Annotated in this window: 24 protein-coding genes; 20 read left to right on the forward strand and 4 right to left on the reverse strand. The window is 59.4% G+C overall.

Annotation, left to right across the window (positions count from 1 at the left end):
* Positions 1-30: 30 nt before the first annotated feature.
* Together VSX42_RS10730 and VSX42_RS10735 are read left to right on the forward strand one after the other, a co-directional pair.
* Complete coding sequence (locus VSX42_RS10730) at positions 31-1830, forward strand: proline--tRNA ligase (RefSeq protein ID WP_326504260.1); 1800 nt, start codon at positions 31-33, stop codon at positions 1828-1830.
* Positions 1831-1939: 109 nt separating this feature from the next.
* Positions 1940-2740 (forward strand): TSUP family transporter, encoded by an 801-nt coding sequence (locus tag VSX42_RS10735; RefSeq protein ID WP_326504261.1) that lies wholly within the window; start codon positions 1940-1942, stop codon positions 2738-2740.
* Here the strand turns inward: VSX42_RS10735 and VSX42_RS10740 are convergent.
* Positions 2737-3633, reverse strand: a complete 897-nt coding sequence (locus tag VSX42_RS10740) for a hypothetical protein (RefSeq protein ID WP_326504262.1) — start codon at positions 3631-3633, stop codon at positions 2737-2739. The two genes, VSX42_RS10735 and VSX42_RS10740, sit on opposite strands and share 4 nt — an antisense overlap.
* A gap of 165 nt (positions 3634-3798) precedes the next feature.
* On the opposite strand from VSX42_RS10740, the gene rimP reads away from it, so the two are divergent.
* The 9 genes from rimP (at position 3799) to VSX42_RS10785 (ending at position 12749) form a co-directional block, all read left to right on the forward strand.
* Positions 3799-4398 carry a ribosome assembly cofactor RimP gene (rimP, locus tag VSX42_RS10745; RefSeq protein WP_326504263.1) on the forward strand — a complete coding sequence of 200 codons (600 nt, stop codon included), beginning with the start codon at positions 3799-3801 and terminating at the stop codon, positions 4396-4398.
* Positions 4399-4536: 138 nt separating this feature from the next.
* Positions 4537-5577 (forward strand): transcription termination factor NusA, encoded by a 1041-nt coding sequence (gene nusA / locus VSX42_RS10750; RefSeq protein ID WP_326504264.1) that lies wholly within the window; start codon positions 4537-4539, stop codon positions 5575-5577.
* Between the two features lie 194 nt (positions 5578-5771).
* Positions 5772-5993, forward strand: coding sequence for a YlxR family protein (locus VSX42_RS10755; RefSeq protein WP_326504283.1), 222 nt, complete (start codon positions 5772-5774; stop codon positions 5991-5993).
* 229 nt (positions 5994-6222) lie between these two features.
* Positions 6223-9054, forward strand: a complete 2832-nt coding sequence (gene infB / locus VSX42_RS10760; RefSeq protein WP_326504265.1) for a translation initiation factor IF-2 — start codon at positions 6223-6225, stop codon at positions 9052-9054.
* Positions 9055-9237: 183 nt separating this feature from the next.
* Complete coding sequence (rbfA, locus tag VSX42_RS10765) at positions 9238-9675, forward strand: 30S ribosome-binding factor RbfA (protein ID WP_185173286.1); 438 nt, start codon at positions 9238-9240, stop codon at positions 9673-9675.
* Between the two features lie 3 nt (positions 9676-9678).
* Positions 9679-10713 (forward strand): tRNA pseudouridine(55) synthase TruB, encoded by a 1035-nt coding sequence (gene truB / locus VSX42_RS10770; protein WP_326504266.1) that lies wholly within the window; start codon positions 9679-9681, stop codon positions 10711-10713.
* A 12-nt stretch (positions 10714-10725) separates the two neighbouring features.
* Complete coding sequence (locus VSX42_RS10775) at positions 10726-11100, forward strand: hypothetical protein (RefSeq protein ID WP_326504267.1); 375 nt, start codon at positions 10726-10728, stop codon at positions 11098-11100.
* A gap of 189 nt (positions 11101-11289) precedes the next feature.
* Positions 11290-11712, forward strand: coding sequence for a hypothetical protein (locus VSX42_RS10780; RefSeq protein WP_326504268.1), 423 nt, complete (start codon positions 11290-11292; stop codon positions 11710-11712).
* An 80-nt stretch (positions 11713-11792) separates the two neighbouring features.
* Complete coding sequence (locus tag VSX42_RS10785; protein WP_326504269.1) at positions 11793-12749, forward strand: bifunctional riboflavin kinase/FAD synthetase; 957 nt, start codon at positions 11793-11795, stop codon at positions 12747-12749.
* Positions 12750-12888: 139 nt separating this feature from the next.
* On the opposite strand, the gene VSX42_RS10790 is transcribed toward VSX42_RS10785, so the two are convergent.
* From VSX42_RS10790 to VSX42_RS10800, 3 genes are read right to left on the reverse strand one after another with little or no spacing between them, the layout of a single operon-like run.
* The gene (locus VSX42_RS10790; RefSeq protein ID WP_326504270.1) at positions 12889-13713 is read right to left on the reverse strand and encodes an aldo/keto reductase; all 825 of its coding nucleotides are present in this window, start codon (positions 13711-13713) and stop codon (positions 12889-12891) included.
* Between the two features lie 36 nt (positions 13714-13749).
* Positions 13750-14511, reverse strand: coding sequence for a 5'-methylthioadenosine/S-adenosylhomocysteine nucleosidase (mtnN, locus tag VSX42_RS10795; RefSeq protein WP_326504271.1), 762 nt, complete (start codon positions 14509-14511; stop codon positions 13750-13752).
* Positions 14490-14972: an S-ribosylhomocysteine lyase gene (locus tag VSX42_RS10800; RefSeq protein ID WP_185173281.1), complete on the reverse strand. Its 483-nt coding sequence runs from the start codon at positions 14970-14972 to the stop codon at positions 14490-14492. The genes mtnN and VSX42_RS10800 overlap by 22 nt, the downstream gene beginning before the upstream one ends.
* Before the next feature lie 87 nt (positions 14973-15059).
* Between VSX42_RS10800 and VSX42_RS10805 the strand changes: the two genes are divergently transcribed.
* The 9 genes from VSX42_RS10805 (at position 15060) to VSX42_RS10845 (ending at position 25227) form a co-directional block, all read left to right on the forward strand.
* A complete protein-coding gene (locus VSX42_RS10805) occupies positions 15060-15362 on the forward strand; it encodes a hypothetical protein (protein ID WP_237186860.1) in 303 nt (100 codons plus the stop codon).
* A 312-nt stretch (positions 15363-15674) separates the two neighbouring features.
* Positions 15675-15944, forward strand: coding sequence for a 30S ribosomal protein S15 (gene rpsO, locus VSX42_RS10810; protein ID WP_135012745.1), 270 nt, complete (start codon positions 15675-15677; stop codon positions 15942-15944).
* A gap of 234 nt (positions 15945-16178) precedes the next feature.
* Entirely contained in the window at positions 16179-18407 is a 2229-nt protein-coding gene (locus VSX42_RS10815; RefSeq protein ID WP_326504272.1) for a polyribonucleotide nucleotidyltransferase, read from the forward strand.
* A 442-nt stretch (positions 18408-18849) separates the two neighbouring features.
* On the forward strand, positions 18850-19833 hold the full coding sequence (locus tag VSX42_RS10820) for a glycosyltransferase family 4 protein (RefSeq protein WP_326504273.1): 984 nt from the start codon (positions 18850-18852) through the stop codon (positions 19831-19833).
* Positions 19833-20879: a glycosyltransferase family 4 protein gene (locus VSX42_RS10825; protein ID WP_326504274.1), complete on the forward strand. Its 1047-nt coding sequence runs from the start codon at positions 19833-19835 to the stop codon at positions 20877-20879. The genes VSX42_RS10820 and VSX42_RS10825 overlap by 1 nt, the downstream gene beginning before the upstream one ends.
* Before the next feature lie 28 nt (positions 20880-20907).
* A complete protein-coding gene (locus VSX42_RS10830) occupies positions 20908-22137 on the forward strand; it encodes a glycosyltransferase (protein ID WP_237222254.1) in 1230 nt (409 codons plus the stop codon).
* Complete coding sequence (locus VSX42_RS10835; RefSeq protein ID WP_237222253.1) at positions 22130-23020, forward strand: aldo/keto reductase; 891 nt, start codon at positions 22130-22132, stop codon at positions 23018-23020. Before VSX42_RS10830 ends, VSX42_RS10835 begins: the two co-directional genes overlap by 8 nt.
* Positions 23021-23029: 9 nt before the next feature.
* A complete protein-coding gene (locus VSX42_RS10840) occupies positions 23030-24676 on the forward strand; it encodes a GMC family oxidoreductase (protein WP_326504275.1) in 1647 nt (548 codons plus the stop codon).
* An 8-nt stretch (positions 24677-24684) separates the two neighbouring features.
* On the forward strand, positions 24685-25227 hold the full coding sequence (locus VSX42_RS10845; RefSeq protein WP_135011464.1) for a DapH/DapD/GlmU-related protein: 543 nt from the start codon (positions 24685-24687) through the stop codon (positions 25225-25227).
* Positions 25228-25252 lie beyond the last annotated feature (25 nt).

Here is a 25252-nt window from a genome sequence, read left to right on the forward strand (position 1 = left end):
GGGCCCCGTACGAGAGAAGCGAGAAACCACTTGGTCCAGCGCCTGTCCCACCTGTTCCTGCGCACCCTGCGTGAAGACCCCGTCGACGCCGAAGTCGCAAGCCACAAGCTCCTGGTACGTGCCGGCTACATCCGCCGTGCCGCCCCCGGCGTCTACACCTGGCTGCCTCTGGGCCTAAAGGTGCTGGGCAAGATTGAGAACATCGTGCGCGAAGAAATGAACGCAATCGGCGCCCAGGAAGTTCATTTCCCCGCTCTGCTTCCCCGTGAACCCTACGAAGCGACCAACCGCTGGGAAGAGTACGGCGACAACCTCTTCCGCCTGCAGGACCGTAAGGGCGCAGACATGCTGCTGGCCCCCACCCACGAGGAAATGTTCACCCTGCTGGTCAAGGACCTCTACACCTCCTACAAAGACCTGCCGGTTTACCTCTACCAGATTCAGACCAAGTACCGCGACGAAGCCCGCCCCCGCGCAGGCCTGCTGCGCGGCCGCGAGTTCATCATGAAGGACTCCTACTCCTTCAACGTGGACGATGAGGGGCTGGAAGAGGCCTACCAGGCCCACCGTGCCGCCTACATCAAGATTTTCGAGCGCCTGGGTCTTGAGATTGCTATCGTCCAGGCCCAGTCGGGCGCTATGGGCGGCTCCCGCTCCGAGGAGTTCCTGCACCCCACCCCGATTGGTGAAGACACCTTCGTGCGCTCAGAGGGTGGCTACGCTGCCAATGTTGAGGCAGTGACCACCGTGGTGCCCGAGCCCATAGATGCGTCAGCTACCCCCGCTGCCCGCGTTGAGCTGACCCCCGACTCACCGACCATCGAAACCCTGGTTGACCAGTCCAACGCCCTGCATCCGCGCGAGGGCGAGCCTTGGACTGCCGCCGACACCCTCAAGAACGTGGTGCTGGCCGTCATCCTGCCCGACGGCAGCCGCCAGCTGGTTGCCATTGGCGTACCCGGTGACCGCGCAGTTGACCTGGGCCGTGTCGAGGTTAACGTTGGCACTCTGCTGGGCGTTGGCGGCGAGGTTGAGGTTGAAGCTGCCAGCGAAGAGGACTTCAAGAAGTTCCCGCAGCTGGTCAAGGGCTACATCGGCCCCGGCCTGACCCTGACCGAGAAGCTCCTGGGCACCGAGTCAGCCACCGGCATTCCCTACTTTGTTGACCCCCGCGTGGTTGAGGGCTCTGCCTGGATTACCGGTGCCAACGAAGATCAGAAGCACGTCTACGACCTGGTGCTGGGCCGCGACTTTGAGGCTGACGGCGTGATTGAGGCCTGCGAGGTGCGCGAGGGCGACCCCGCGCCGGACGGCTCCGGCCCCCTGATTGCTGCCCGCGGTATCGAAATGGGCCACATCTTCGCCCTGGGCCGCAAGTATGCAGAGGCCCTGGGCCTGAAGGTACTGGACCAGAACGGCAAGCTGCAGACCGTGACCATGGGCTCCTACGGTGTGGGCGTGACCCGTGCCCTGGCCGCTATCGCTGAGGGCAACCACGACGATAAGGGCCTGATTTGGCCCCGTAACCTGGCTCCAGCCGATGTTCACGTGGTGATGACCGGTAAGGGCACCGAGGTCGCAGAGGGCGCAGAAAAGCTGGTTGCTGACCTTGAGGCTGCTGGGCTTGACGTCATGTTCGATGACCGCCCCAAGGTCTCTCCCGGTGTGAAGTTTGGCGACGCTGAGCTGCTGGGCGTGCCCACTATCGTGGTAGTCGGCCGCGGCTTTGCCGAGGGCAAGGTTGAAATCAAGGACCGCCGCAGTGGTGAGGCCCGCGAGGTCGCTGTTGAGGACGCCGTCACCGAGCTGCTGGCCGAGGTTCAGCACTAACACCCGCAGGTAGGTACCATCTAAGTCAGAAAAGACCACCAACGAGCTGGTCATTTCTGACTCAGATGGTACCTTGTGGTTTAACCGCACTTTCAGGAAAGGCATCAGCGTGCTCGATACCCTCGGCTTTGATTCTCTCGGCCTTGATTCGACCACGCTAGTTTTGTTGCTTCTGGCTGCTCTCGCCGCTGGTTGGGTGGACGCAGTCGTGGGTGGCGGCGGCATGATTCAGCTTCCTGCGGTTCTCATGGTCCCGGGGCTTTCACCGGTACAAGCCCTCGCCGTGAACAAGCTGGGGTCTGTCTTCGGTACCCTCACCAGTGCCGCAACCTACCTGCGGCGCACGCCGGTTGATGTACGCACCGTGCTGCCGGCAGCGTGCTTGGCCTTTATCACCAGTATGGGTGGGGCCCTGGTCGCCACGGCCCTGCCCGAAGAGCTCTTCAAACCTATCATCGTAATAGCCCTGCTGGCTGTGCTGGTGTATACCGTCTTCAAACCGTCTCTGGGCGAATTGACCCAGCTCAAGCACACGGGTTTGAAACACCTGATGGTGGGCCTAGCCATCGGTACAAGCATCGGTTTTTACGATGGTCTGCTGGGCCCCGGCACCGGTTCTTTTCTCATGATGGCCATGGTGTCTTTGATGGGCTATAGCTTCTTGCAGGCAACCGCCCAGACCAAGATTATTAATGCCGCTACCAACCTGGGAGCCCTGGTGCTGTTTGCGGTGGCAGGCCAGCAGGTCTGGGCTCTTGGCCTCTTGCTGGGAGCAGCCAACATGGTGGGTGGCTACCTGGGAGCGCGTACAGCGCTGGCCCGGGGGAGCCGCTTTATTCGCTGGATGATGATTGCGGTGGTCAGCGCCCTCATCATTAAGCTGGGGGCCGATATTCTCATGACTCTTTAGCTGGCAAGCTGCTGGGCATCTAGAGCCAGTATGAGGGCGAGGGCTTCGAGGTCATCCGCCGAGGTAGTCAGTGCCTGGTCGGCGAGGGCCGCACGAGCGTTGGTCTCAATAGCCACGGTGAAGTCGGTGAGCTGCTGGGGGGCGTCCGCTGCTTCGGCAAGGGGGTAGGACGCTGCGGGCGCCTCAAAGACCCCGTAGCAGGTGAGCACGGGGGCGGCTAAGTGCCCCATATCGGTGGTAGCTGTTGCTAGCTTGCCGGCCTGGGCTGCAACGTCAGCGTAGCCCTGCTCCGCGCGGGCAGCATACACTTCGCTGACGTAATTGAGCTGATAGATGCTCTCTTGCAGAGGCTGGAGCGAGGCAGGCTGGGGCGCCTGCCCACTATGCGAGGAATCAGCTACTCCTGCAACGAGTTGCTCGTCGCCGCAGCTGTAACTTGTGACCTTCTCTATCTCATCAGTGAGGCCCTCGGGGTAGGTTTGCTCGGTCAGTCCGTCCAGCTGGGCCGCACCCCACACATCGACTACAGCTGTGAGCGCCCGAGCCCGATCACTGGCGTCCTGGGTCGCAAAACCTAGTTCAAGCAGGGTTGAAACCGTGCTATGGAGCTGCTGCTCTACCGGCTCATATTCCGTAACCGTGACGTCCTGAGTCGCAGGTGCAAGGGACTCAAGGGCGGCCTGCGCGGCCTGCCCCAGCGCGTCCTGACCCGATTCACTAGCCGCCTGCTGCAGGGCGGTTAGCTGGGCAGCCATGGTGTTCTGATCGCTAAGGTCAGCGTGGACCTGCTCCACCTGCCGCTGCGAAAACCAGCCCACAGCAAGGAGCACCACCAGCAGACCAGCTAATAGAGCGGCCACAAGTACCGGGGTCAGACGAACAGAGCGATTCATCGGCAGCTACCTCTCACACAAAACAGACGGGCAAGAGCCCACCTCCCATTCTGCCAAAAAGTCCTCGCACCTGCCCGCCCTCAGCGAATTCTCGGCTGACGCACGGGGTGCCGGTGGTAGGCTTGAATGGATTTACCTACCCTTAGACACCAGGAGCTACGCGCGATGGCATCACCCAAAGCCAGTAAGAAGGACGCCCCCAACGCCCGCGAGCGCCGGGCCGCTGCCCGCGCTGAGCAGGGCATTACCAAGAAAACCCCAGCCGGTAGCTTTGTGAATGTCGAGGGCGTGCGTGAGGCCGTCACTCGGGTGGTGGAGCAGGAATTCAAACTGGTGTTGGAGAAGCTGGCCGCTAAGGGCAGTGGCGCTAACCGCACCCTGGAGATTGTGGTGGACTACCCCGAGGATCGTACCGATGCCCTGTCGCTCGATACTATCGCTGAGGTATCCCAGGCTCTGTCAGCTGCCCTTGATGCTGCTGATGACGGTGAAGTGCCCTACTCCCTTGAGGTGTCATCGCGCGGGGTGACTAGTCCCCTGACTGAAACCCGCCACTGGAAGCGTTCAATCGACCGTCTGATCGAAATTACTGAATCCGGGGGAGAGAAGTACCTGGCTCGCCTCGACTTCGTTACCGATGAGGGGCCTGTTGTGCGCCGCAAGAAGGAAACCAAGAAGGGACAGCCGGAGAGCTACCGTGATCCCGTAACCCTGCCCTGGAGCACAATTTCTGCTGCAAAGGTAGAAATTGAATTCAACCGCTAGCAAGTAATCGCTAGAATATAAAGACAAAAGACCACAACTCAATACTTTTGAGGCAGCGTACCGTAGGTGCGCGAACATACACCGCAAGCGGTGCCGGAGCTTTTTGCCCCGGCACCGTGTTACACGGAAGGGCCAACCATGGACATTGATTTGAGCAACCTCCGCCTGCTCGAAAAAGAGCGCGACATCTCAATCGACACCCTGATCCCGATGATTGAGAGCGCCATCCTGCTGGCCTACCAGAAGCAGCCCGGTGCCATCCGTGGCTCACGTGCCGAGCTTGACCGCACCAGCGGTAAGGTCACCATCTGGGCTCCCGAGCTCGATGAGAACGACCAGCAGATTGGTGAGTTCGACGATACCCCCAATAACTTTGGTCGTATCGCAGCCTCTACCGCCCGCCAGGTCATTCAGCAGCGTCTGCGCGATGCCCAGGATTCAGCCGTGCTCGGTGAGTTCAAAGACCGCGAGGGTCAGCTGATTTCAGGCGTTATCCAGCAGGGCCCCAACCCCCGCATGATTCACGTTGATTTGGGCACCCTTGAAGCTGTGCTGCCCACCAACGAGCAGGTGCCCGGTGAGCGCTACGCCCACAACACCCGCATCCGCGCCTACGTGCTTGAAGCCAAGCGCGGCCCCAAGGGCCCCTCCATCGTGCTCTCTCGTTCCCACCCCAACCTGGTGCGCCGCCTCTTCGAGCACGAGGTCCCCGAGATTGCCGACGGCTCGGTAGAAATCATGGCGATTGCCCGCGAGGCTGGCCACCGCACCAAGATCGCAGTCCGCGCCACCAAGCCCGGCGTCAACCCCAAGGGTTCCTGCATCGGCGAAATGGGTGCCCGCGTGCGCGCCGTAATGGGCGAACTCAACAACGAAAAGATTGATATCGTCGATCACTCAGAGAGCCCCGAAGAGTTCATCACCGCCGCCCTGTCACCGGCCAAGGTCAGCGAAGTCACCGTAACCGAACGCAAGACCTTCTCGGCCCGCGCGATTGTGCCCGATGACCAGCTGTCACTGGCTATCGGTAAGGAAGGGCAGAACGCCCGCCTGGCCGCTAAGCTCACCGGCTGGCGCATCGACATCATCTCAGCCTCTAAGTACGAAGCCGCGATGGCAGCAGCCCGCGCAGCGAACGAAGAGGGCACTGAAGAAGCCCCCGAGGCCACCGCTGAATAAGAGAGCTGACTAACATATTTGCCGTTAGCCCCCGCAAGGGGGCTAAACTGGTCTATAGAGGTCACAGCACTATAGAGTGCTCATGACTGGTCGGCGGCCAGCCATGCCCGCAGGTTCAGCACCAAAGAGCCTGCCGGAAACACGCGAACAACACGAAGGGAGCGCCCCAGCTGCACACCCCCGTCCGCACCTGCATCGGCTGCCGAACCACAGCACCCGCCCACGACCTCGTCCGTATCGCCCTCACACAGACTGAACCCCCGCGTGCAGTCTTTGACCGGGCCAAAAACCTCCCGGGGCGTGGAGCCTGGCTCCACTACTCACCCGAATGCCTTACCCTCGCGCGTAAGAAAAATGCGCTGGCCAGGGCCTTTAGAACCCGGGTCGAAGCCAACGAACTGGTGATCCCCACATAGGGGAGAGCCGGTTCGACCCCGCCAGGGGTGGCGAACCAACAATGTCAACGAGTTTGACGACTTACTGTGTACGAAAGCGAGTCAGAAAACTGATGGAAACCCGATGAGTGCCGCGCAATGAGTACTTTCCTGTGCTCACCCACCGGCAAAAACCCAGCTAGACCCCAGCTGAAACCTCATACAAACTGAAGGTTCGCCCCTGTTCGGTGCGAACCAGAACAGGAGAAAAGTGGCTAAGCCCCGCGTTCACGAGATCGCTAAAGAACTCGGAATCCCCTCTAAAGAAGCTGTCGCTAAGCTTCAGGAACTTGGCGAGTTCGTCAAGGGTGCATCATCAACCCTTGAACCGCCCGTAGTTAAGAAACTGCGTGCCGCCTTCCCCAACGCCGGTGCCTCCGCAGAGGCCCCCGCCGCTGAGAAGAAGGCTGCTCCCCCCGCGTCTGCCCCCAAGCCCGGTGCATCTGCGCCTAAGCCGGGTGCGTCCGCTTCTAAGCCCGGTGCTGCAGCACCTAAGCCGGCTACCCCGGCAGCTCCCGCTGCCCCCAAGCCCGCAGCAGAGGCTGCCCCCGCTGCTGAGAAGAAGGGCGCCGCCGCGAAGCCCGCTGGCCCTCGCCCCGGCAACAACCCCTTCTCCACCACCCAGGGCATGTCTGCCCCCAAGCCCGCAGCTCCCAAGCCCGCAGCTCCTAAGCCCACTGGCGCTAAGCCCGGCCCCCGCCCCGGCAACAACCCCTTCGCCCCCTCACAGGGTATGGGTAAGCGCAATGAGCGCGGCGAGCGCTCAGGTGGCCCCCGCCCCGCAGGCGGCCGTAACGCCCGCGGCAACAACCCCGGCGGCCCCCGCCCCGCAGGCGGACGCAACAACGCACCCCGCCCCGCAGGCGCAGGTTCCGGCGGCCCCCGTCCTGCTGGCGGCGCACCCCGCCCCGCACCCGCAGGTGGCGGCAACCGCCCCTCACCCAACATGATGCCCACCAAGATGAGCGGTAACGTCGGTGCCCGTGGCGGCGCCGGTGCACCCGCAGGCGGCGGCCCCCGTCGCGGCTCAGGTGGCCCCGGTGGCGGTAACGGTGGCGGCGGCTTCAACCGCGGCCCCGGTCGCGGTGGCCCCGGTGGCGGTCGCGGCAACGCCCAGGGCGCTTTCGGTCGCGGTGGCGGCAAAAAGAAGAAGGGTAAGACTAAGTCAGCTCTGCGTCGTGAAGAGCAGCTGCGCCAGCCTACCATCGGTGGCGTAGCCGTACCCCACGGCGACGGTACCACCGAGATCCGTATGCGTCGCGGTGCCTCACTGATGGACTTCGCCGAGAAGATTGGCGCAAACGCCGCAGCCCTGGTGACCGTACTGATTCACCTGGGTGAAATGGCAACCCAGACCCAATCCCTCGACGAGGACACCTTCGAGCTGCTCGGCGCCGAACTGGGCTACGTCATCAAGATTGTTTCCCCCGAGGACGAAGAGCGCGAACTGCTCGAATCCTTCGACATCAACCTGGCTGCCGAAGCCGAGGCTGAGGATGACGAAGTACTTGAAGTACGCCCGCCCGTCGTGACCGTCATGGGTCACGTCGACCACGGTAAGACCCGCCTGCTCGACGCTATCCGCAACACCAATGTCATCGAGGGTGAAGCCGGTGGCATCACCCAGCACATCGGTGCTTACCAGATTCACACCGAGGTCGAAGGCGAAGAGCGCTACCTGACCTTCATCGATACCCCCGGTCACGAGGCATTTACCGCCATGCGTGCCCGCGGTGCCAAGGTCACCGACATCGCAATCCTGGTTGTCGCAGCAGACGACGGCGTCATGCCCCAGACCGTTGAAGCCCTCAACCACGCCCAGGCTGCGGGCGTACCGATCGTTGTTGCCGTCAACAAGATCGATAAGGAAGGCGCTAACCCCGACAAGATTCGGGGTCAGCTCACCGAATACGGCCTGGTACCCGAAGAATACGGTGGCGACACCATGTTCGTAGAGGTCTCAGCCCGCCAGGGTAAGAACATCGACGAGCTGCTCGCAGCCGTCACCCTGACCGCTGACGGCGCCCTCGAACTGAAGGCTAACCCCAACAAGGAAGCCCGCGGCGTAGCGATCGAAGCTAACCTCGACAAGGGCCGCGGTGCCGTCACCACCGTCCTTGTCCAGTCAGGTACCCTGCGCGTCGGCGACGCCATCGTCGCAGGCTCCGCCTACGGCCGCGTGCGCGCCATGTTCGACGAAAACGGCAACAACGTCGAAGAAGCCGGCCCCTCACGCCCCGTGCAGGTACTCGGCCTCAATACCGTACCCCGCGCAGGCGACACCTTCCTCTCCACAGAAGAAGAACGCACCGCCCGCCAGATCGCCGAAAAGCGTGAAGCAGCCGACCGCAACGCCCAGCTGGCCAAGCGCCGCAAGCGCGTCACCCTCGAATCCTTCGACGCCGCAGTGGCAGAAGGCAAGATGGACACCCTCAACCTCATCATCAAGGGCGACGTCTCCGGTGCTGTTGAAGCACTCGAAGAGTCCCTCATGAAGATCGAGGTAGGCGGCGACGAAGTTCAGCTGCGCGTCATCCACCGCGGGGTAGGCGCCATCACCCAGAACGACGTCAACCTGGCAACCGTCGATAACGCAATCATCATCGGCTTCAACGTCCGCCCCGCCGAACGCGTGGCAGAACTAGCCGACCGTGAAGGCGTAGAAATGAAGTTCTACTCCGTCATCTACCGCGCTATCGAAGAAGTCGAAGCAGCCGTCAAGGGTATGCTCAAGCCCGAATACGAAGAAGTCGAACTCGGCTCCGCCGAAATCCGCGAAGTCTTCCGCTCCTCCAAGTGGGGCAACATCGCAGGCTCCATCGTCAAGACCGGCATCATCAAGCGCAACTCCAAGGCCCGCCTGGTACGCGACGGTGCAGTTGTCGCCGACAACCTCACCATCGAATCCCTGCGCCGCTTCAAGGACGACGCCACCGAAGTCCGCGAAGGCTACGAGTGTGGTATCGGCCTGGGATCCTTCAACGACATCAAGGAAGGCGATGTCATTGAAACCTGGGAGATGCAGGAAAAGCCCCGCGTCTAAAGCGACTTAGTACCTAAGTCCTTTTGTAGGCACCCTAGGGTTCGCGCTTGCTGCAGACCCTCTCGCCTGGTTCGCTTCGCTCACAAGGCGATTCACGCCAGCCGCCGAGCCAGCAGCTTCGCCGCGAACCCTAGGGTGCCTTTACACTTAAACATAGAAACCTCTCTAGATAAGGAGAACATCATGGCAGATCCGGCACGCGCCGCCCGCCTAGCCGACCGCATCAAGGTCATCGTTGCCCAGGCCCTCGAACGCCGCATCAAAGACCCCCGCCTCGGCTTCATCACCGTCACCGACGCCCGCGTCACCAACGACCTCCAGCACGCCACCATCTACTACACCGTCTTCGGCTCCGAAGAAGAGCAGGCCTCCACCAAGGCCGCCCTCGAATCAGCCAAGGGCATCCTGCGCTCAGAAGTTGGTAAGAACATCACCGCGCGACTGACCCCCACCCTCACCTTCGTGCCCGACGAAGTACCCGTCAACGCAGCCCACATTGAAGATTTGCTGCGTAAGACCAAGGAACGCGACGCCGAACTGGCCGCAGCTCGCGAAGGCGCCGAATACGCCGGTGGCGAGGACGCCTACAAGAGCACCGAAACCGAGGAAGACGAAGCCTAAGCCGTGGCCAAGAAAGCACCCACCGGGCCCTCGGGCCTCATCGTCGTTGACAAACCCGCCGGACTCACCAGCCACGACGTGGTCTCCAAAATGCGGTGGATTGCCGGCACCCGCAAAGTCGGGCACGCCGGCACCCTCGACCCCATGGCCACGGGGGTGCTTATCCTTGGCGTCAACAAGGCAACCCGCCTGCTCACCTGGGTGGTGGGGGAGACCAAGACCTACACCGCCACCATCCGCCTCGGCGTCTCCACCCTCACCGACGACGCGGACGGCGAAGCCACCGCTGTCGCTACCGAGGGTGCGCTGGATAGTATCAGCGAGGATGCCATCAGGCAGCACATTACGGACCTTACCGGCGACATCATGCAGGTACCCTCTGCCGTCTCGGCCATCAAAGTCAACGGGGTACGCTCCTACGCCCGAGTGCGCTCAGGGGAAGAAGTCGAACTCGAAGCCCGGCCCATCACCGTGCACTCCTTCGACCTGCATGACGCCCGCCCCGCCACCGCCACCTACCAGCTAGGTGAAGAAGAGGTGAGCACCGGCGTCCTTGACCTCGACGTCACCGTCGTCTGCTCGGCAGGCACCTACATCCGCGCCCTAGCCCGTGACCTCGGAGCAGCCCTCGGAACCGGCGCCCACCTCACCGCCCTGCGTCGCACCGCCATCGGCGAAATCCGCGCCGAAGACGCCCACACCCTCGACGAACTGATCGCCGGGCGAGAAGCAGAACAGGCAGCTCCCCTGCTACCCATCGAAGAGGCAGCCCGTCGGCTCTTTACCGTCCGCAACCTCACCGCCGCCGAAGCCACCGACCTCGCCAACGGTCGCCGTATCACCCCCACCGAAGGCAGCCCCGCCACCACAGCCCCCAAAACCGGCTCCACCGGCGGGCACGACAAACCCACCACCGACGGCATCAGCGCAGCCTTCGCCCCAGATGGCACCCTCGTAGCCCTCATCGAAAACACCCGCTTCCGCCGCGACAACGTCGCCGCCCCCGTGCTCGTCTTCGAAGCCGGCCGAACCTTCTAGGAGCTCCACCCCATGATGATTGCTGGACTCGACCTCTGGTTCTGGGCCATAACCGCGCTCGGCACCGCTTCCTTCCTCATCTGCCTCATCCGCTTCTTGCGCGGAGCAGCCCCCGACGACTGGTCACAGGGCTTAGTCATCGTTCTCGAAGCCTTCCTCATCATCTACCTGGTCGGCTCCATCATCATGCAGGTCACAACGGACGGCCCCAGCGGCGACTGGCTCGAATACTACGGTTATCTGCTCACCGCCATGATTATTCCCGTCGGTACCTTCATCTGGTCGCTTTCCGAACGCACCCGCTGGTCAACCCTGGTGCTGGGGCTAACCGGGCCGGTGCTGATTATCATGGTGCACCGTATGAACATGCTCTGGTACTACTATTAGGGCAGCTTGGCAGAGCTACATAAGTGCAGGGCGTGCGCTTGTAGCCGACTGGCTGGGGCTGGCATGAATTGGGTGAGCGCCCCAGCGCGAGCCCAAGAAGGTTAGTCGGCGAGAGCGCACGCCCTGCGCTTAAGGCCAGAAACGCCAGTAAGAGCAGCAGAAACATTGCATGGGAGATGGAAGAAGACAATGAATCAAACACAGAACAAAGCCTCCGCTACGAAAAATAGCGGCTTTGGCCGCCTGCTCGTCGTCATTTACGGCGTCTTTACCCTATCGGCCGGGGCCCGGGCCCTCTACCAGGTCATCCGTAAGTTCGACGAAGCCCCGCTGTCTATCAGCCTCTCAGCGCTCTCAGCCCTCATCTACCTTGTTGCCACTATCGCTCTGGCTAAGAAAGGGGAGGGGGCCTGGAAAATCTCCCTGGCCGCCGTCAGCATCGAAATGGCTGGTGTGCTCATCATCGGAATCTTCTCCTACCTGCAACCCCAGCACTTTGAACTGGCCTCCGTCTGGTCCCACTTCGGCTCCGGCTACGGCTACATTCCCCTGATTCTGCCCATGGTAGGCCTCTGGTGGCTCAACAAAACCCGCCCTGCCCGCACCCGCTAGGTACCCGCGTCCGCCTGCCCTCAGCAGAAGGCCCCAAATACGCGTAGTATAGACACGAAGCAACCCAACCGAGGAGCACAGTGAAGCGCTTTACCGATCTCGCCCAGATCCCCGCCGACTTCGGCCCCACAGTGGTCACCATCGGCAACTTCGATGGCGTGCACATCGGCCACCAAAAAGTGCTCTCCACCCTGGTCAATACTGCCCGGGTTCACGGTCTCTCCTCTGCGGCTGTGTCTTTCGACCCCCACCCGGCTCGCGTCCACGGCCCTGCCGGAGTGCACATTGAGATTATGGGGCAGGAAAGCCGCCAAAAAATCCTCGCGGATCTCGGCGTCGACTACTACCTGCTGCTGCACTACAACCTTGCCTTCGCCGCCCAAACCCCCGAAGAATTCGTCAAAGGAACCTTCGTCGATGCCCTCAAGGCCAAATTCGTGGTCATCGGTGATGACGTGCGCTTTGGCACCAACAACTCCGGCGACCTCAACACCATGAAGGAACTCGGCGAAAAATACGGCTTTGAGGTACTCGTGGTTGAAGATCTGCTCGCCCATGATGACCGCCGCTGCTCATCAACCTCGATCCGCCAGCTGCTCGCCGAAGGGCGGGTGCGCGATGCCGCAGCTATTCTGGGGCGTAACCACTACATGAGTGGCGAAGTCGTGCACGGCGCTGCCCGCGGCCGCGAACTGGGCTTCCCCACAGCCAACATGGACGTTGATTCCGTCGGTCTTGTACCCGGTGACGGGGTCTACGCAGGCTGGCTAATCGACGAGGCCGGAACCCGCCACCCCGTTGCCGTATCGGTGGGCACCAACCCCACCTTTGAAGGCATCACCACCCGCCAGGTCGAAGCCCACGTAATCGGCCGCCCCGAAGAGAAAGTCGAAGACTTCAACCTCTACGGGCAGCACGTCACCCTAGAGTTCGTCGACTACCTGCGCGGCATGGTCGCCTATACCGGTGTCGAGGCACTGATTGAGCAGATGCACGCCGACGTTCAACAGGCTAAAACCATCCTCGGCATCAGCTAGAGTACAGAGAAAAGTTCCCGGAATAAGAGGTCTTATTCCGGGAACTTCTCTATGAGAGATGATGGGCGCGGCAGGCTCACGCTCGCTTACCTTGCTGGGCTAAGAGGAGGGGAGCACGTGCCCCCTCCTCCGCCTTCTCCTACATCTCTTCGTGAGTATTCGGGTCAAACCCGCGGCCTACACCTGCTTCGAGGGCATCGATGCGGGCGACCTGGTCGTCGGTGAGTTCCCAGTCGAAGACTGCCAGGTTTTCTTCCATACGCAGGGCATTGGAAGTCTTGGGCAGGGGTACCAGGTTCTTCTGGACCTCCCAGCGCAGAATCACCTGGGCTACGGTTTTATCGGTCTCAGCGGCAATGGTCTCGAGGGCGGCGTCCTTGAGCAGGTCGGTTTTGCGGCCCAGGGGCGACCAGCACTGGGTGAGGATGGCGTGGTCGAGGTTGTAGGCCGCCCAGTCCTGCTTCTGGGAGTAGGGGTGCAGCTCAATCTGGTTGATGGCGGGGGTGACGCCGGTTTCTTCGATCAGGCGGTCGATGTGCTCGGGCAGGAAGTTAGAGACGCCGATGGTCTTGACGAGCCCTTCTTCCTGAGCCTTAATCAAAGCCCGCCAGGTGTCGATGTAGAGCCCCTGGGAGGGGTTAGGCCAGTGGATTAGGTAGGCGTCGAGGTAGTCAAAGCCCATGCGGCTCAGGCTTCCTTCGAGGGAGCGCAGGGCAGCGTCGTAGCCGTGGTCGCGGCCGGGCAGCTTGGACTGTACGAAGATTTCATCGCGCGGGGTGCCTGAGCGCAGGACGCCGCGGGCAACGCCCACTTCGTTCTCGTAGTTCACCGCGGTGTCGATCAGGCGGTAGCCGCGGGTGATGGCCTCAGAGACGGCGACTTCGGCGTCGACGTTGTTAAGCGGGTAGGTTCCCAAGCCCAGGGGAGGGATTGAGGTGCCGTCGCGCAGGGTATGGTTTTGCATTGGTTTTCCTCTCGGGTGGAGCGGGGCGGACGCGGGTTAGCGGCTGAGCAGGTCGAGCACCAGGGTGGCACTTCGTTCTGCCACGATGGGGGCGTCCATGTGGAAGTCCTGGTCGGCAGCCGGGCCGCAGAGATCTGAGATACCGCGTACCGCAATAAAGGGTAGGGAACGGCTGGAGCTAATCTGGGCCAGGGCGGTGGTTTCCATGTCGGTGGAAAGCGCCTGGGGGAAGAGCTGGCGGGTGTCTTTGACGTTGTGGGCGGTCACAAAAGATCCACCAGCCAGCATCTGCCCAAAGAGGGGGCTACCTTCACCGGTGTAGGCCGCTGCGGCAGCGCGGGCCTTCTCAAGTAACACCGAATCGGTGGCGTAGGTGGCGGGCATGCCGGGAACCTGCCCGAACTCGTAACCGAAGGCAGTGGCGTCCGCGTCCGTGTAGGTGTAGTCGGTGCCGATAGCCAGGTCGCCCACATTCACGTCGGCGCGCAGACCGCCTGCGGTACCGGCAGACACAATGACGCGCGGGGTGGGCACCAGCGCCAGGGCAACAGACAGGGCCGTGGCAGCATTGACCAGGCCAATCTTTGAGCGCACCAGCAGAATCTTCAGCTCGTCAGTGCCGGTAGCAAGCACCCGGGGGTAGAAGAGGGCCTCACCCAGGGCATAAGCCTCACCGACCGGCTCGGTCTTGGCGAGGAAGGGGACAGCCTCTTCGTCCATGGCTACCTGCACGATAGCGGCATTCTCGAAGCCGCCGGGAAGAGCAAAAGCCGACACTAGGCCATCACCTGCTCCCACTCGTCCTTCTTCTCGAGGAAAGCACGAACCGCAGCCTGGGCCTCGTCGAGGGAATGGTTAGCACCCCAACCGCACTGAACCTCGTTAGCGGCCGGAACTTCATCGGCTTCTAGCAGGTCATTCATCGTAGCCTCAAGAATCTGCATAAAATCGGCAGGCTCAACACCCAGGGTCAGAGCGTAGAAACCGGTCTGGCAGCCCATAGGGGAGAAGTCAATCAGAGCGTCGGTGTGATTGCGCATGTGGTGGGCGGTCATGTGCTCAATCGAGTGAACCGCCTTCATACCCAGGTGCCCCTTGTTGGGCTGGGTGAAACGCACATCGTACTTAATCAGGACGTCCCCACCCGGCAGGGTCTTACGGTCAGCTACACGCACGTAGGGCGCTGCCACAGCGGTATGATCCAGGTCGAAAGACTCAACATTAGTCTTCTGCTTCTCAAAATTCTCAGTGATTTGCATGCTTACTATTCTCCCAGGCTCAGGGCACAAGCGCTAGCTGCGGAGTAATCTAGAGTTATCTGTCCGAATATAAACAAAGGTGTTGAAATGAACGTATTGATTCCCACCGCTGCTGCCTCAGCCGGCCTGATGGGTGGCTACAAGGTTGCCCGTGTTACTAACGTCCGCGCCCTGGGCGGGGTCGCCCTAGCCGCTGGCGGCGCTGCTGCCTTTGCCGGCTGGAAGAAGAACGCCGGAACCGGCACCGCCGCCGCCCTTACCGCCGTCTACCTCGGCGCCTTCGGCTACTCCCACGCCCTGCACAAGAAGATTGGCCCCTGGCCCGCCGTCTGTGCCGTTACCGGTGCTACCGCGCTCGCATCCCTAGCCTTCGGCCGCGAAAAGAAATAGCAAGGGGAGCTCTCCCCGCTGGCTCAACCAGGTTTGTACCACGCCCTGCTCGCAAACGGTACTAAAAATGGGCCGCGCGCGGTACAAACTGGTGTTGCGGGCACAGCCAATAGAGCGGAGCAGGTGAGCAAGCTACCACCGGGGCCTCTCTTCCCGGTGGCTGGCTTGTGCTGTAGAGTTGACTATGCATGTGACTGCAGTCCGTGGCAGTTACCTGCAGCGGCCAAGTCGTCCACCGGCGTCCTTGGCTCTCCACCCGGCAGCAAAAATGTTGACCGGGCCGCACACGGCACTAACTCTAGGAGTTAACCCATGGCTCTTGATCCCAAGATCAAGCAGGAAATCATGAAGGAATACGCAACCCACGAAGGTGACACCGGTTCACCCGAGGTTCAGGTTGCAGTTCTGACTCGTCGTATCACCGACCTGACCGAACACCTCAAGTTCCACAAGCACGACCACCACTCACGTCGTGGTCTGATGATTCTCGTTGGTCGCCGCCGCAACCTGCTCGGCTACCTCAAGAGCGTCGACATCGAGCGTTACCGCGCCCTCATCGAGCGTCTCGGTATCCGCCGATAACACAAGGTTTGTGAGCGTGAGGGCGACACCGCAACCCGCGCATCCGGCTTAATAGTCGGACGCCGCTGGTCGAGGGTGACGCCCTCACCCACACCTACCACCCACAGAATAGAAATAAGTCGCCGCGTGCTTTGACGGTCCTCGGTAGCGGTTTACAGAAAGCCCCATTGGCGGGGTCTGTGAGCCTCAATCGATGACCGAAGGCGCGGCGCAGACAACAGAAATGGAGGAACCTTGGAAGGTCCCGAAATTCAGTTTGCAGAAGCAATCATTGACAACGGCAAGTTCGGTAAGCGCGTAGTACGCTTCGAAACCGGCCGCCTCGCCAAGCAGGCCGCAGGCTCTGCCCTGGTCACCATCGACGACGACACCACCCTGCTCTCAGCCACCGCTATCGGCAAGAGCCCCCGTGACGGCTTCGACTTCTTCCCCCTGACCGTAGACGTTGAAGAGCGCATGTACGCAGCCGGTAAGATCCCCGGCTCCTTCTTCCGCCGTGAAGGCCGCCCCTCAACCGAAGCGATTCTGGCTGCCCGTCTGATCGACCGCCCCCTGCGTCCTGCCTTCAAGAAGGGCATCCGCAACGAGGTGCAGGTTGTCGTCACCGTGCTCACCATTGAGCCCGACGAAATCTACAACACCGTAGCAATCAACGCAGCCTCCTGCTCCACCACCCTCTCCGGCGCCCCCTTCGCGGGCCCCGTTGGCGGTGTGCGCGTTGCCCTGATTGACGGCCAGTGGGTTGCCTTCCCCAAGTACTCCCAGCTTGAAAACGCTGTCTTCGATATGGCTGTAGCCGGTCGCGTTGTGACCAAGGCTGACGGCACCGAGGACGTCGCCATCATGATGGTTGAGGCAGAAGCTACCGATAACTCTTGGAAGCTCATCAAGGAAGACGGCGCCACCGCACCGACCGAAGAAGTTGTTGCTGAGGGCCTCGAAGCTGCTAAGCCCTTCATCGCTGCCCTCTGCAAGGCCCAGGCCGACCTGGCTGAGCGCGCCGGCAAGCCCGCTCTGGAGTTGCCCATCTTCGGTGAACGCGCCGCAGAAATCGACGAAGCTGTCAAGGTTTTTGAACCCAAGATCGTTGAGGTCTACTCCATCGCCGGTAAGCAGGACCGCGAAACCGCGTCCGCTGACCTGCAGCAGGAAATCGTAGAATCCCTCGCCGGTGAAGGTAAGGAATTCGAAGGCCGCGAGGACGAAGTCAACGCAGCTTTCAACGCCCTGACCAAGCACGTTGTGCGTCAGCGCATTCTCACCGACCAGGTCCGTATCGACGGCCGCGGTCTGACCGACATCCGTCAGCTCACCGCTGAGGTCGAGGTACTGCCCCGCGTCCACGGCTCTGCCATCTTCGAGCGCGGCGAAACCCAGATCATGGGCGTCACCACCCTGAACATGCTCAAGATGGAGCAGCAGCTGGACTCCCTCTACCCTGTCAAGTCCAAGCGCTACATCCACCACTACAACTTCCCTCCCTACTCAACCGGTGAAACCGGCCGTGTGGGCTCACCCAAGCGTCGCGAAATCGGCCACGGTGCTCTTGCTGAGCGCGCCCTGACCCCGGTTCTGCCGTCACGCGAGGAATTCCCCTACGCTATCCGCCAGGTCTCTGAGGCTCTGGGCTCCAACGGTTCTACCTCCATGGGTTCCGTCTGTGCCTCCACCCTCTCCCTGCTGAACGCCGGTGTGCCCCTGCGCGCACCCGTCGCCGGTATCGCTATGGGTCTTGTCTCTGACGAGGTCAACGGCGAAACCCGCTACGCAGCCCTCACCGATATTCTCGGTGCCGAGGACGCCCTGGGCGATATGGACTTCAAGGTCGCAGGTACCTCTGAGTTCGTGACCGCTATCCAGCTGGACACCAAGCTCGACGGCATCCCCGCCTCCGTTCTGGCCGGCGCCCTGACCCAGGCCCGTGAAGCCCGCCTGCACATCCTCGAGGTCATCAACGCAGCAATCGATGCACCCGACGAGATGAGTGACTACGCACCCCGCGTGATCTCAGTCCAGGTTCCCGTCGCCAAGATCGGTGAGGTCATCGGCCCCAAGGGCAAGATGATTAACCAGATCCAGGAAGACACCGGCACCGACATCTCCATTGAGGACGACGGCACCGTCTACATCGGCGCAACCGACGGCCCCTCAGCCGAAGCAGCCCGCGCAGCAATCAACGCGATTGCTAACCCGCAGGTTCCCGAGGTCGGCGAACGCTACCTGGGTACCGTTGTGAAGACCACTACCTTCGGTGCCTTCGTCTCACTGACCCCCGGTAAGGACGGCCTGCTGCACATCTCCGAGCTGCGCAAGCTCAACGACGGCAAGCGCGTGGACGACGTCGAGGACGTCGTCGGCGTAGGCCAGAAGGTCCAGGTCGAGATCTCCAAGATTGACGACCGCGGCAAGCTGTCACTGGTACCCGTCGTAGCCGAAGGCGAAGAGAGCGGCGACGAAGAGTAAGAAAGACGTCTTCACACCTATTTAGATAGCGCAGGAGCTACTGAAGCTTCTGCGCTATCTATTTTTATACGGTAGAAAAATATTTGATGCTTATTTTTAGACAAGTATTATGCGGTAAAAACATACATGTTCAACATAACAAGATATTTATTTTTGACGCATCTTTACCTATCGTTTTATTCCGGTAGTCTTAATTGAAATTAGGGATGGCTTGTAGCCAAGAGGAAATATGGGATTTATTGTTGGTCTGAACAGGGACCGAGACTCCTACCAGGTTCCACTCGCACTCGCGGAACTGGGTCAGTTAGAGTTGTTTGTTACCGATTACTATGAAGGTGTCGGACTGTCTTTGCCCACGTTGGGGCACCGTAAGAGTGAGGGGATCGCGCCTTCGCTCGTCCGTCAATCGCACCGCGCTTTCTTGGCACAGATGCCCTATGAAGTGAAGCGTCGTATTGACCGCTCAACTGATTTTCCCACCTTTTTTGTGGAGCGTCAGTTGGGTAAGACTATTGCACATGCTGCACGAAAAAACCCTACAGCAGATTTGCTGTTATATTCGGGGTCAGCTAAATGGGCATTTGAGGGGCCGAGCACCGGTAAGAAAATTCTTTTCCAGTACCACCCCTCACCGGAATTTATCGTTAAAACCCTGCACAATATTGATGAGCTAGCAGGGGTTCGCCCCTGGCAGGAAGAAGCAGAGGCTCTTAACCCCGCTATGCAGGCCCTGCACGCCGAGGAAGTTGCTCTTGCCGATTCTGCTCTGTGTGCTTCGACCTTTACTAAGCAGGGCCTTATCGCTCAAGGTATGCCGGCGGAGAAAATTGCTATCGCCCCCTATGGTGGGCCTGAGGTAACCCGCTTTGCGCTCAGCCAGCAGGACGCTCGCTGTAACTTCCTCTTTGTAGGTCAGGGTATTGCCCGTAAGGGGCTTCATCACCTGATTGAGGCCTGGCGCCGAGCCAACCTGCACAACTCTACGCTGACTGTTGTAGCGTCACGTCTAGACCCTGAAATCGAAGCTTTCGCTGAGGGGCTCGATAACTTTGAGCTTAAGGGCCGTGTGGATGACGAAGAACTCAAACAGCTGATGCAACAGGCCGATACATTCGTACTGCCCTCACTTGTAGAGGGCTTTGGGCTCGTACTCAGTGAAGCGCTAGCCCAAGGGTGCCGCCTCATTGCAAGCTCAAACACCGGTCTGGTCGATATGCAGCTACCTGAGACTATCGGAACCGTGGTGACAGCTGGATCGGTTGACTCTCTTGTGGAGGCCCTCCAGGAAGCTGAGCACACATATAACCCCGCTCGCCCTTACATGGAACTGGCTTTTGAAGAAGCCGAAAGACTGAGCTGGAAGAACTTCCGCAGCAAGGTTCAGGAAGCTGCGCTGACTACTTTGGAACGAGAGAACAAGAACTAATGCGTATTGTCATCATGGTTCACCGCTTTTACCCCGATTTTGGCGGTGTAGAAGTTACTGCCGAACTTATCGCGCGCGGTTTCGTTGAGCGTCATAACGCTGAAGTCATTGTGGTTACTCATACCAAAGAAGAAGCGACCGATAAGACCTTCCCCTTCAAGGTCCTGCGTGAGCCTAGCCCTATTCAGTTGTGGAAGGCTATCGCGGGGGCAGACGTTGTTTTCCACAACAACCCCTGTATGCAGTTCTACTGGCCCCAGCTCTTTATGAAGAAGCCCTGGGTTGTAGCACTGCGTACCTGGATTACCTTGCCCGGCCAGGAACTGAGCCGAATCGAAAAAATCAAGTACTGGCTCAAGTACAAGATGGTTGAGCGAGCTGATCTGCTTGTGGGTAACTCTAAGGTGCTTGCCGGCCATGTTAACGCTGAAGCTGAGGTTATTTATAACAGCTACCGTGACGATATCTTCAAGGTAACGAACACCGAGGAACGAGACCCCGAATCAATCGTTTACCTGGGTCGTTTGAGCGATGATAAGGGAATTGACCTGCTGCTTGAGGCTGTCTCAAAGTTGGTCGATCGCGGGCTATCTCCCAAGCTTTCCATTATTGGTGGTGGAGACTACCAGCCTGAGGTGGAGCGTATTATCGGTGAGCTAAATCTGCAGGACTGCGTGGTGCTTCACGGGCCGAAGACCGGTACTGATATCGCAGATATTCTGAACCAGAACGCTATTTCAGTAGTTCCTTCTCGAATTCCTGAGCCTTTTGGTACCGTCACGCTGGAGGAAGCAGCATCAGGTTGTGTGGTTCTCGTGGCTAATCACGGCGGTCTGCCTGAAGCCATCGGCGATGCCGGCCCCAAATTCACTCCTAATAATGCAGATTCTTTGGCAGATCAGCTCGAGAAACTCATCACTGATTGTGACTACTACGAGTCTTTCCAAGAGAAGATTCCTAGCCACGTAGAGAACTATAAAGAACATGTTTTTATCGATAAGTTCTACGCCGCAATGGTTCGTGCTTATCAGAAGGTAAACGGGTAAAGCTGTGTTGGAAAAAAACCAAAAGGTAGTGCTACTTGCAGCACGCGACGTCACTGCTGCTCGTACCGGACGTATCGCGGTGCTTGAGACAGCGGTAAAGGCTCTTCAAGATGCTGGCTACCCTGTAGAGGTCATCGCGATTACTAACTCTGAGGGCGCAGCAACCTGGCTGGGTTGCCCCGTCCACCGCGTACGTACTCCCTCTATCGTTTCGATGCCTTTTAGCGCTGTACGTTCGCTTGCATCGCGTAAGACTCTGAACGAAGCTCTCTTCGATTCACAGCAGGTAAGAAACTCTGTTAAGGCCATCTGCGATCAGATCGGTGCGACGGTGGTTATCGGCGATAATATCCGTACCTGGGATGCCGCACAGGCCACCGGTCTGCCGGTCGTTATGCACCTAGATGATCTGCTGTCTACCCGCTATGCTTCTACCGAATTCAAAGAGAGCAATGATTCTGTCTTTGGCTACTTCGGTGAGCAGATTCCCAGCTTCATTCGTCCGCTTCTTGAAGGTGCTGTCAAGCACCTGCTGGGAGTGGAGGCAAAACTGGCTTACCGTCGCGAAATTCAGATTGCCCGTGAGGCCGCTGTGACTGCCCTGACCAGTGAAGCTGAAGCCGACGTCCTTGCACTTCGTGCACACGCTCCGGTTGTAGGCCTGCCGATGGCCGTACCCCAGAACGTTAAATGCACTCCTAGCAATAACGCTGCTGAAAAACTAGTCTTCCTGGGTGTTATGCACTACGGGCCCAATATGGGGGCCTTGCGCTACCTGCGTGACGAGGTGCTCCCCATTCTGGAAGACCACGGTCGTAAGGTCGAGGTGACAGTAGTCGGTAAGGCAGACGCTGAGCAGATGGCAGAGTTCGCAGGAACTCCTATTACCTTCAAGGGCTACGTAGAAGATTTGCATGCTGAGCTAAGCAGCCACCGCGTCTTTGTCTCGCCTATTCAGAGCGGTACCGGTGTAAAGACCAAGGTGTTGGATGCTCTGAGCGTAGGTATTCCTGTAGTGGCCACTCCGCTAGGCGTAGCAGGTATTCCTTCTTCACACGGTGATGAGTACCTTGTAGGGCATGATGCAATAGAGTTTGCCCACCATATCGAATACCTCATGGATAACCCCGACCGCGCAGACGCAATTGGTTCTGCCGGTTACGAGCTTTTGGGTCGTTCTATGAACCCCCAGAAAGTATATGATGATTGGGAATCCGCAGTTATCCGCGCAACCGAGGGGCAGGTCGTCTATGCGTAGCCATCTTTTAACTCCTACAGAACTTGGAGAGTTTCAAGTAAGCCCTCTCGGTATCGGTACTTCCCGCCTGGGAGCCTTCTGGCAGAAGCGCTCCATCAAGGAAGGTGAAGAGGCTCTTAACCGTGCCTTAGACCTGGGCGTTGGTCTGGTTGATACCGCTGACGTGTACGCCCGCGGTATTAGCGAGCGAATCGTCGGCAGGGCTGTTAGGCACCGCGATGACGTAGCCGTGATGACCAAGGTAGGTTTGCTCAAGACCCCTCGGGGCATCTTGAACGCACGGAAGCATTCTGGTGGGGCAGGGCTCCAGGGTCTCAAGGCGGCTACTGCGGCTGCTACCTGTTTCGAACCGGGGTACGTTGAAGAAGCCGCGGTAGCGTGTATGCGCCGTCAGGGTAAAGATGAGCTCGATATTTTGCTTCTGCATGAGCCTACCGCCGCAGATTTTGAGCGCTCCGGCCTGATTGAGCAGCTGAACTCCATGAAGGACCGCGGCTTAATCCGCGCCTGGGGAGCCTCTGTGCGCCATGAGGCGGACGCTGTGGCTGCAGCTGGCGCTGAGGGCTTAAGTTGGCTGCAGGTGCCTATCAACCTGGGCAATACTGCTATTGCAGATGCGGTGCAGCCTTTAACCGAAGGCATTCAGGTCGTAGGTATTGCTGTACTGGGTGACGGCTCTTTGCTGCCGCAGGTAACCGCAGGTGGCCTGAACCGTCCGAAGGCCGTGGCTGCCATGGTTGAGGGTGCTTACCAGCACCCCGCTATTGACGCCGTTTTGCTGGGTATGAGCCGTCCGTCCCACGTCACCGAAAATCTTGCCGCTTTAGAACGCGGCGCATCAGAAGCAGATATCGAATCTGCACGAAAAATACTAGAGAGTTAAGAGACTATTATGAGTTTCATCGACGCCCGTGAATTGCCTGAAAACGCCCACCTGACCGGTACGGTGGTTATTGTTGGTACTGGTCCGGCTGGAACTACTGTAGCGCGTGAACTGGCGCCTACGGGCGTCGATATACTCATGGTCGAGGGCGGCTCTTTAGGGCGTTCGCCTGAGCACGATGACACCCTGAAGGCGGATCAGCGATCCCAGAGCGTTGAACCCATGGAAAAGGCACGCACCAAGCGTTTGGGCGGTGCCTCAACCCAATGGGGCGGGCGAACCTACCCCTTTGACGCCTTGGATTTTGAAGACCGAACCGAAGGTGGCTTGAATTTTAAGGGCTGGCCTATCAGCCGGGAAGACCTCAACCCTTTCTACCAGCGCGCGACCGTGGCTGCAGGTGTGAAAAACATGCAGTACACCGCAGCTCAGGCTATTGAGGGTGCTCCCCAGCACCTGATGGGGGAGTCTGATCTCGTTAACACTCAGGGTATCTGGCGCTGGGGGCCTCCGGTTAACTTTGGTGATGTTGTTACCGATGAGTTAGCTGACCGCGGGAATGTGCGTGTTCTGCATAATGCGAACGTAACTCATGTGGTTCAAGACCCCGAAACTGGTCGTATTACTGAGCTAAAGATTCAGTCGAAGCCCGGTAAGTTCCTCACCGTGAGCGGTGATGAAGTTGTGCTGGCTATGGGTGGTCTTGAGACTGCTCGTCTTCTGCTGAACTCAAATGTGGGTAATGAGAATGACCAGGTAGGTCGTTACTACACCATTCACCCGATTGGCGAGGTCGGCAAGCTTACTATGGCAGACCCGAAGGCTGAAGGTAACGCTGTTACCTATACAAAGAGCCACGACGGGGTTTGGGTGCGACGAAATCTGCAGCTGCATGAGGACGTCCGCCGCCGTGAAGGCCTGCTCAACATGGGGTTTGCAATTTGGTACGACGAGCCCCGCAACCCCGATCATGGCGATCCGCTACTGAGTTCTTTTGCTCTGGTTCGTAAAATGCTTACGATGACCGGTGGCTTCAAAGGCACAGGTATGCACCGTCGTTATGCGGAGCTGGAGAACCCTAAGGCACATGTGCTGAACGTGGTTAAGGGGCTCCCGAGTGTAGGCGCTTTTGGTGTGCATTGGTTGCGCGACCGTATTCTTGATCCTCGTACTCTTCCTTCTTTCACCCGTTATTCTAAGAAGGGCGTGTACCGAATTCGTTTTGATGCGGAGCAGGCTCCGCGCGCTGAGCAGCGTGTCGTTCTGTCTGATGTAGAGAAGGACGCCTACGGGGTGCCGCGTCTGGACGTGCAGCATTTTATTCCTGAAGAGGATCGCCGCAATTACCACCGTTCCTTGGAGCTGCTTGCTGAAGGTATCAATGCGACTGGTTTTGCAACCTACGAGCCGCCGACTCTGGAAGAGATGCTGACCCGCCCCATGGTTGATGCGACTCACCAGATGGGTCTGGTGCGTATGGGTAGTGCCCCTGAAGAGTCAGTGGTTGATGAGAACCTGAAGGTTTGGTCTTCGCCTAACCTGTACCTCTCAACTACCGGTGCATTTACCACAGGTGGTATGGCCGGCCCGACTCTGACTGTTATTGCTATTTCAATTCGCTTGGCTGATCACTTAGCGGCGAAACTTGGTCTCTAAGGAGAAGAATGAAAGATCTTTCTGGCTTCCAGGGCTATGGCTACGATAAAGGCCGCCCGAAGGCTATTCAGGCGCTGTGGCTTCTGACTCAGAGCACCCTTCTGCAGCACTGGTGGTTTCCGCCCAAGCTGCGTGTAAAGATTTTGCGTGCTTTTGGTGCGAAGATTGAAGAAGGCGTGTTAATCCGTCACGGTGTGACTATTCACTGGCCCTGGAAGCTGGAGATCAAGAAGAACTCTTGGGTTGGCGTAGGCACCTGGATTCTGAACCTTGAGCAGGTCACTATCGGTGAGAATAGCTGCCTGAGCCAGGACACCTATATTTGCACTGGCTCACACCTGTTCAATCACGATAATTTTGAGTTTGATAATGCTCCTATCGTGATTGGTGACCGGGTATGGGTTGCTTCACGCGCATCAATTTTGCGTGGGGTAACCGTGGGGGACGATAGCGTGGTCGGTGCTATGGCACTGGTGACTAAGGACGTGCCCGCAGGGTCTAAGGTACTTGCGCCTTTGGGTGATGTAAGCCCTTACCAGCCTAAGAAGTAGGCTGTGTAGAAACGTCTGTGTGGCT

The sequence above is a fragment of the Rothia nasimurium genome (assembly GCF_035916755.1).
Taxonomy (GTDB): domain Bacteria; phylum Actinomycetota; class Actinomycetes; order Actinomycetales; family Micrococcaceae; genus Rothia.

Bases quoted from the DNA above. Each gene is read 5' to 3' on its own strand.
- VSX42_RS10740 (WP_326504262.1), bottom strand. From the start codon at position 3,633: ATGAATCGCTCTGTTCGTCTGACCCCGGTACTTGTGGCCGCTCTATTA.
- rimP (WP_326504263.1), top strand. From the start codon at position 3,799: ATGGCATCACCCAAAGCCAGTAAGAAGGACGCCCCCAACGCCCGCGAG.
- nusA (WP_326504264.1), top strand. From the start codon at position 4,537: ATGGACATTGATTTGAGCAACCTCCGCCTGCTCGAAAAAGAGCGCGAC.
- rbfA (WP_185173286.1), top strand. From the start codon at position 9,238: ATGGCAGATCCGGCACGCGCCGCCCGCCTAGCCGACCGCATCAAGGTC.
- VSX42_RS10775 (WP_326504267.1), top strand. From the start codon at position 10,726: ATGATGATTGCTGGACTCGACCTCTGGTTCTGGGCCATAACCGCGCTC.
- VSX42_RS10780 (WP_326504268.1), top strand. From the start codon at position 11,290: ATGAATCAAACACAGAACAAAGCCTCCGCTACGAAAAATAGCGGCTTT.
- VSX42_RS10790 (WP_326504270.1), bottom strand. From the start codon at position 13,713: ATGCAAAACCATACCCTGCGCGACGGCACCTCAATCCCTCCCCTGGGC.
- VSX42_RS10800 (WP_185173281.1), bottom strand. From the start codon at position 14,972: ATGCAAATCACTGAGAATTTTGAGAAGCAGAAGACTAATGTTGAGTCT.
- VSX42_RS10805 (WP_237186860.1), top strand. From the start codon at position 15,060: ATGAACGTATTGATTCCCACCGCTGCTGCCTCAGCCGGCCTGATGGGT.
- rpsO (WP_135012745.1), top strand. From the start codon at position 15,675: ATGGCTCTTGATCCCAAGATCAAGCAGGAAATCATGAAGGAATACGCA.
- VSX42_RS10825 (WP_326504274.1), top strand. From the start codon at position 19,833: ATGCGTATTGTCATCATGGTTCACCGCTTTTACCCCGATTTTGGCGGT.
- VSX42_RS10835 (WP_237222253.1), top strand. From the start codon at position 22,130: ATGCGTAGCCATCTTTTAACTCCTACAGAACTTGGAGAGTTTCAAGTA.
- VSX42_RS10840 (WP_326504275.1), top strand. From the start codon at position 23,030: ATGAGTTTCATCGACGCCCGTGAATTGCCTGAAAACGCCCACCTGACC.
- VSX42_RS10845 (WP_135011464.1), top strand. From the start codon at position 24,685: ATGAAAGATCTTTCTGGCTTCCAGGGCTATGGCTACGATAAAGGCCGC.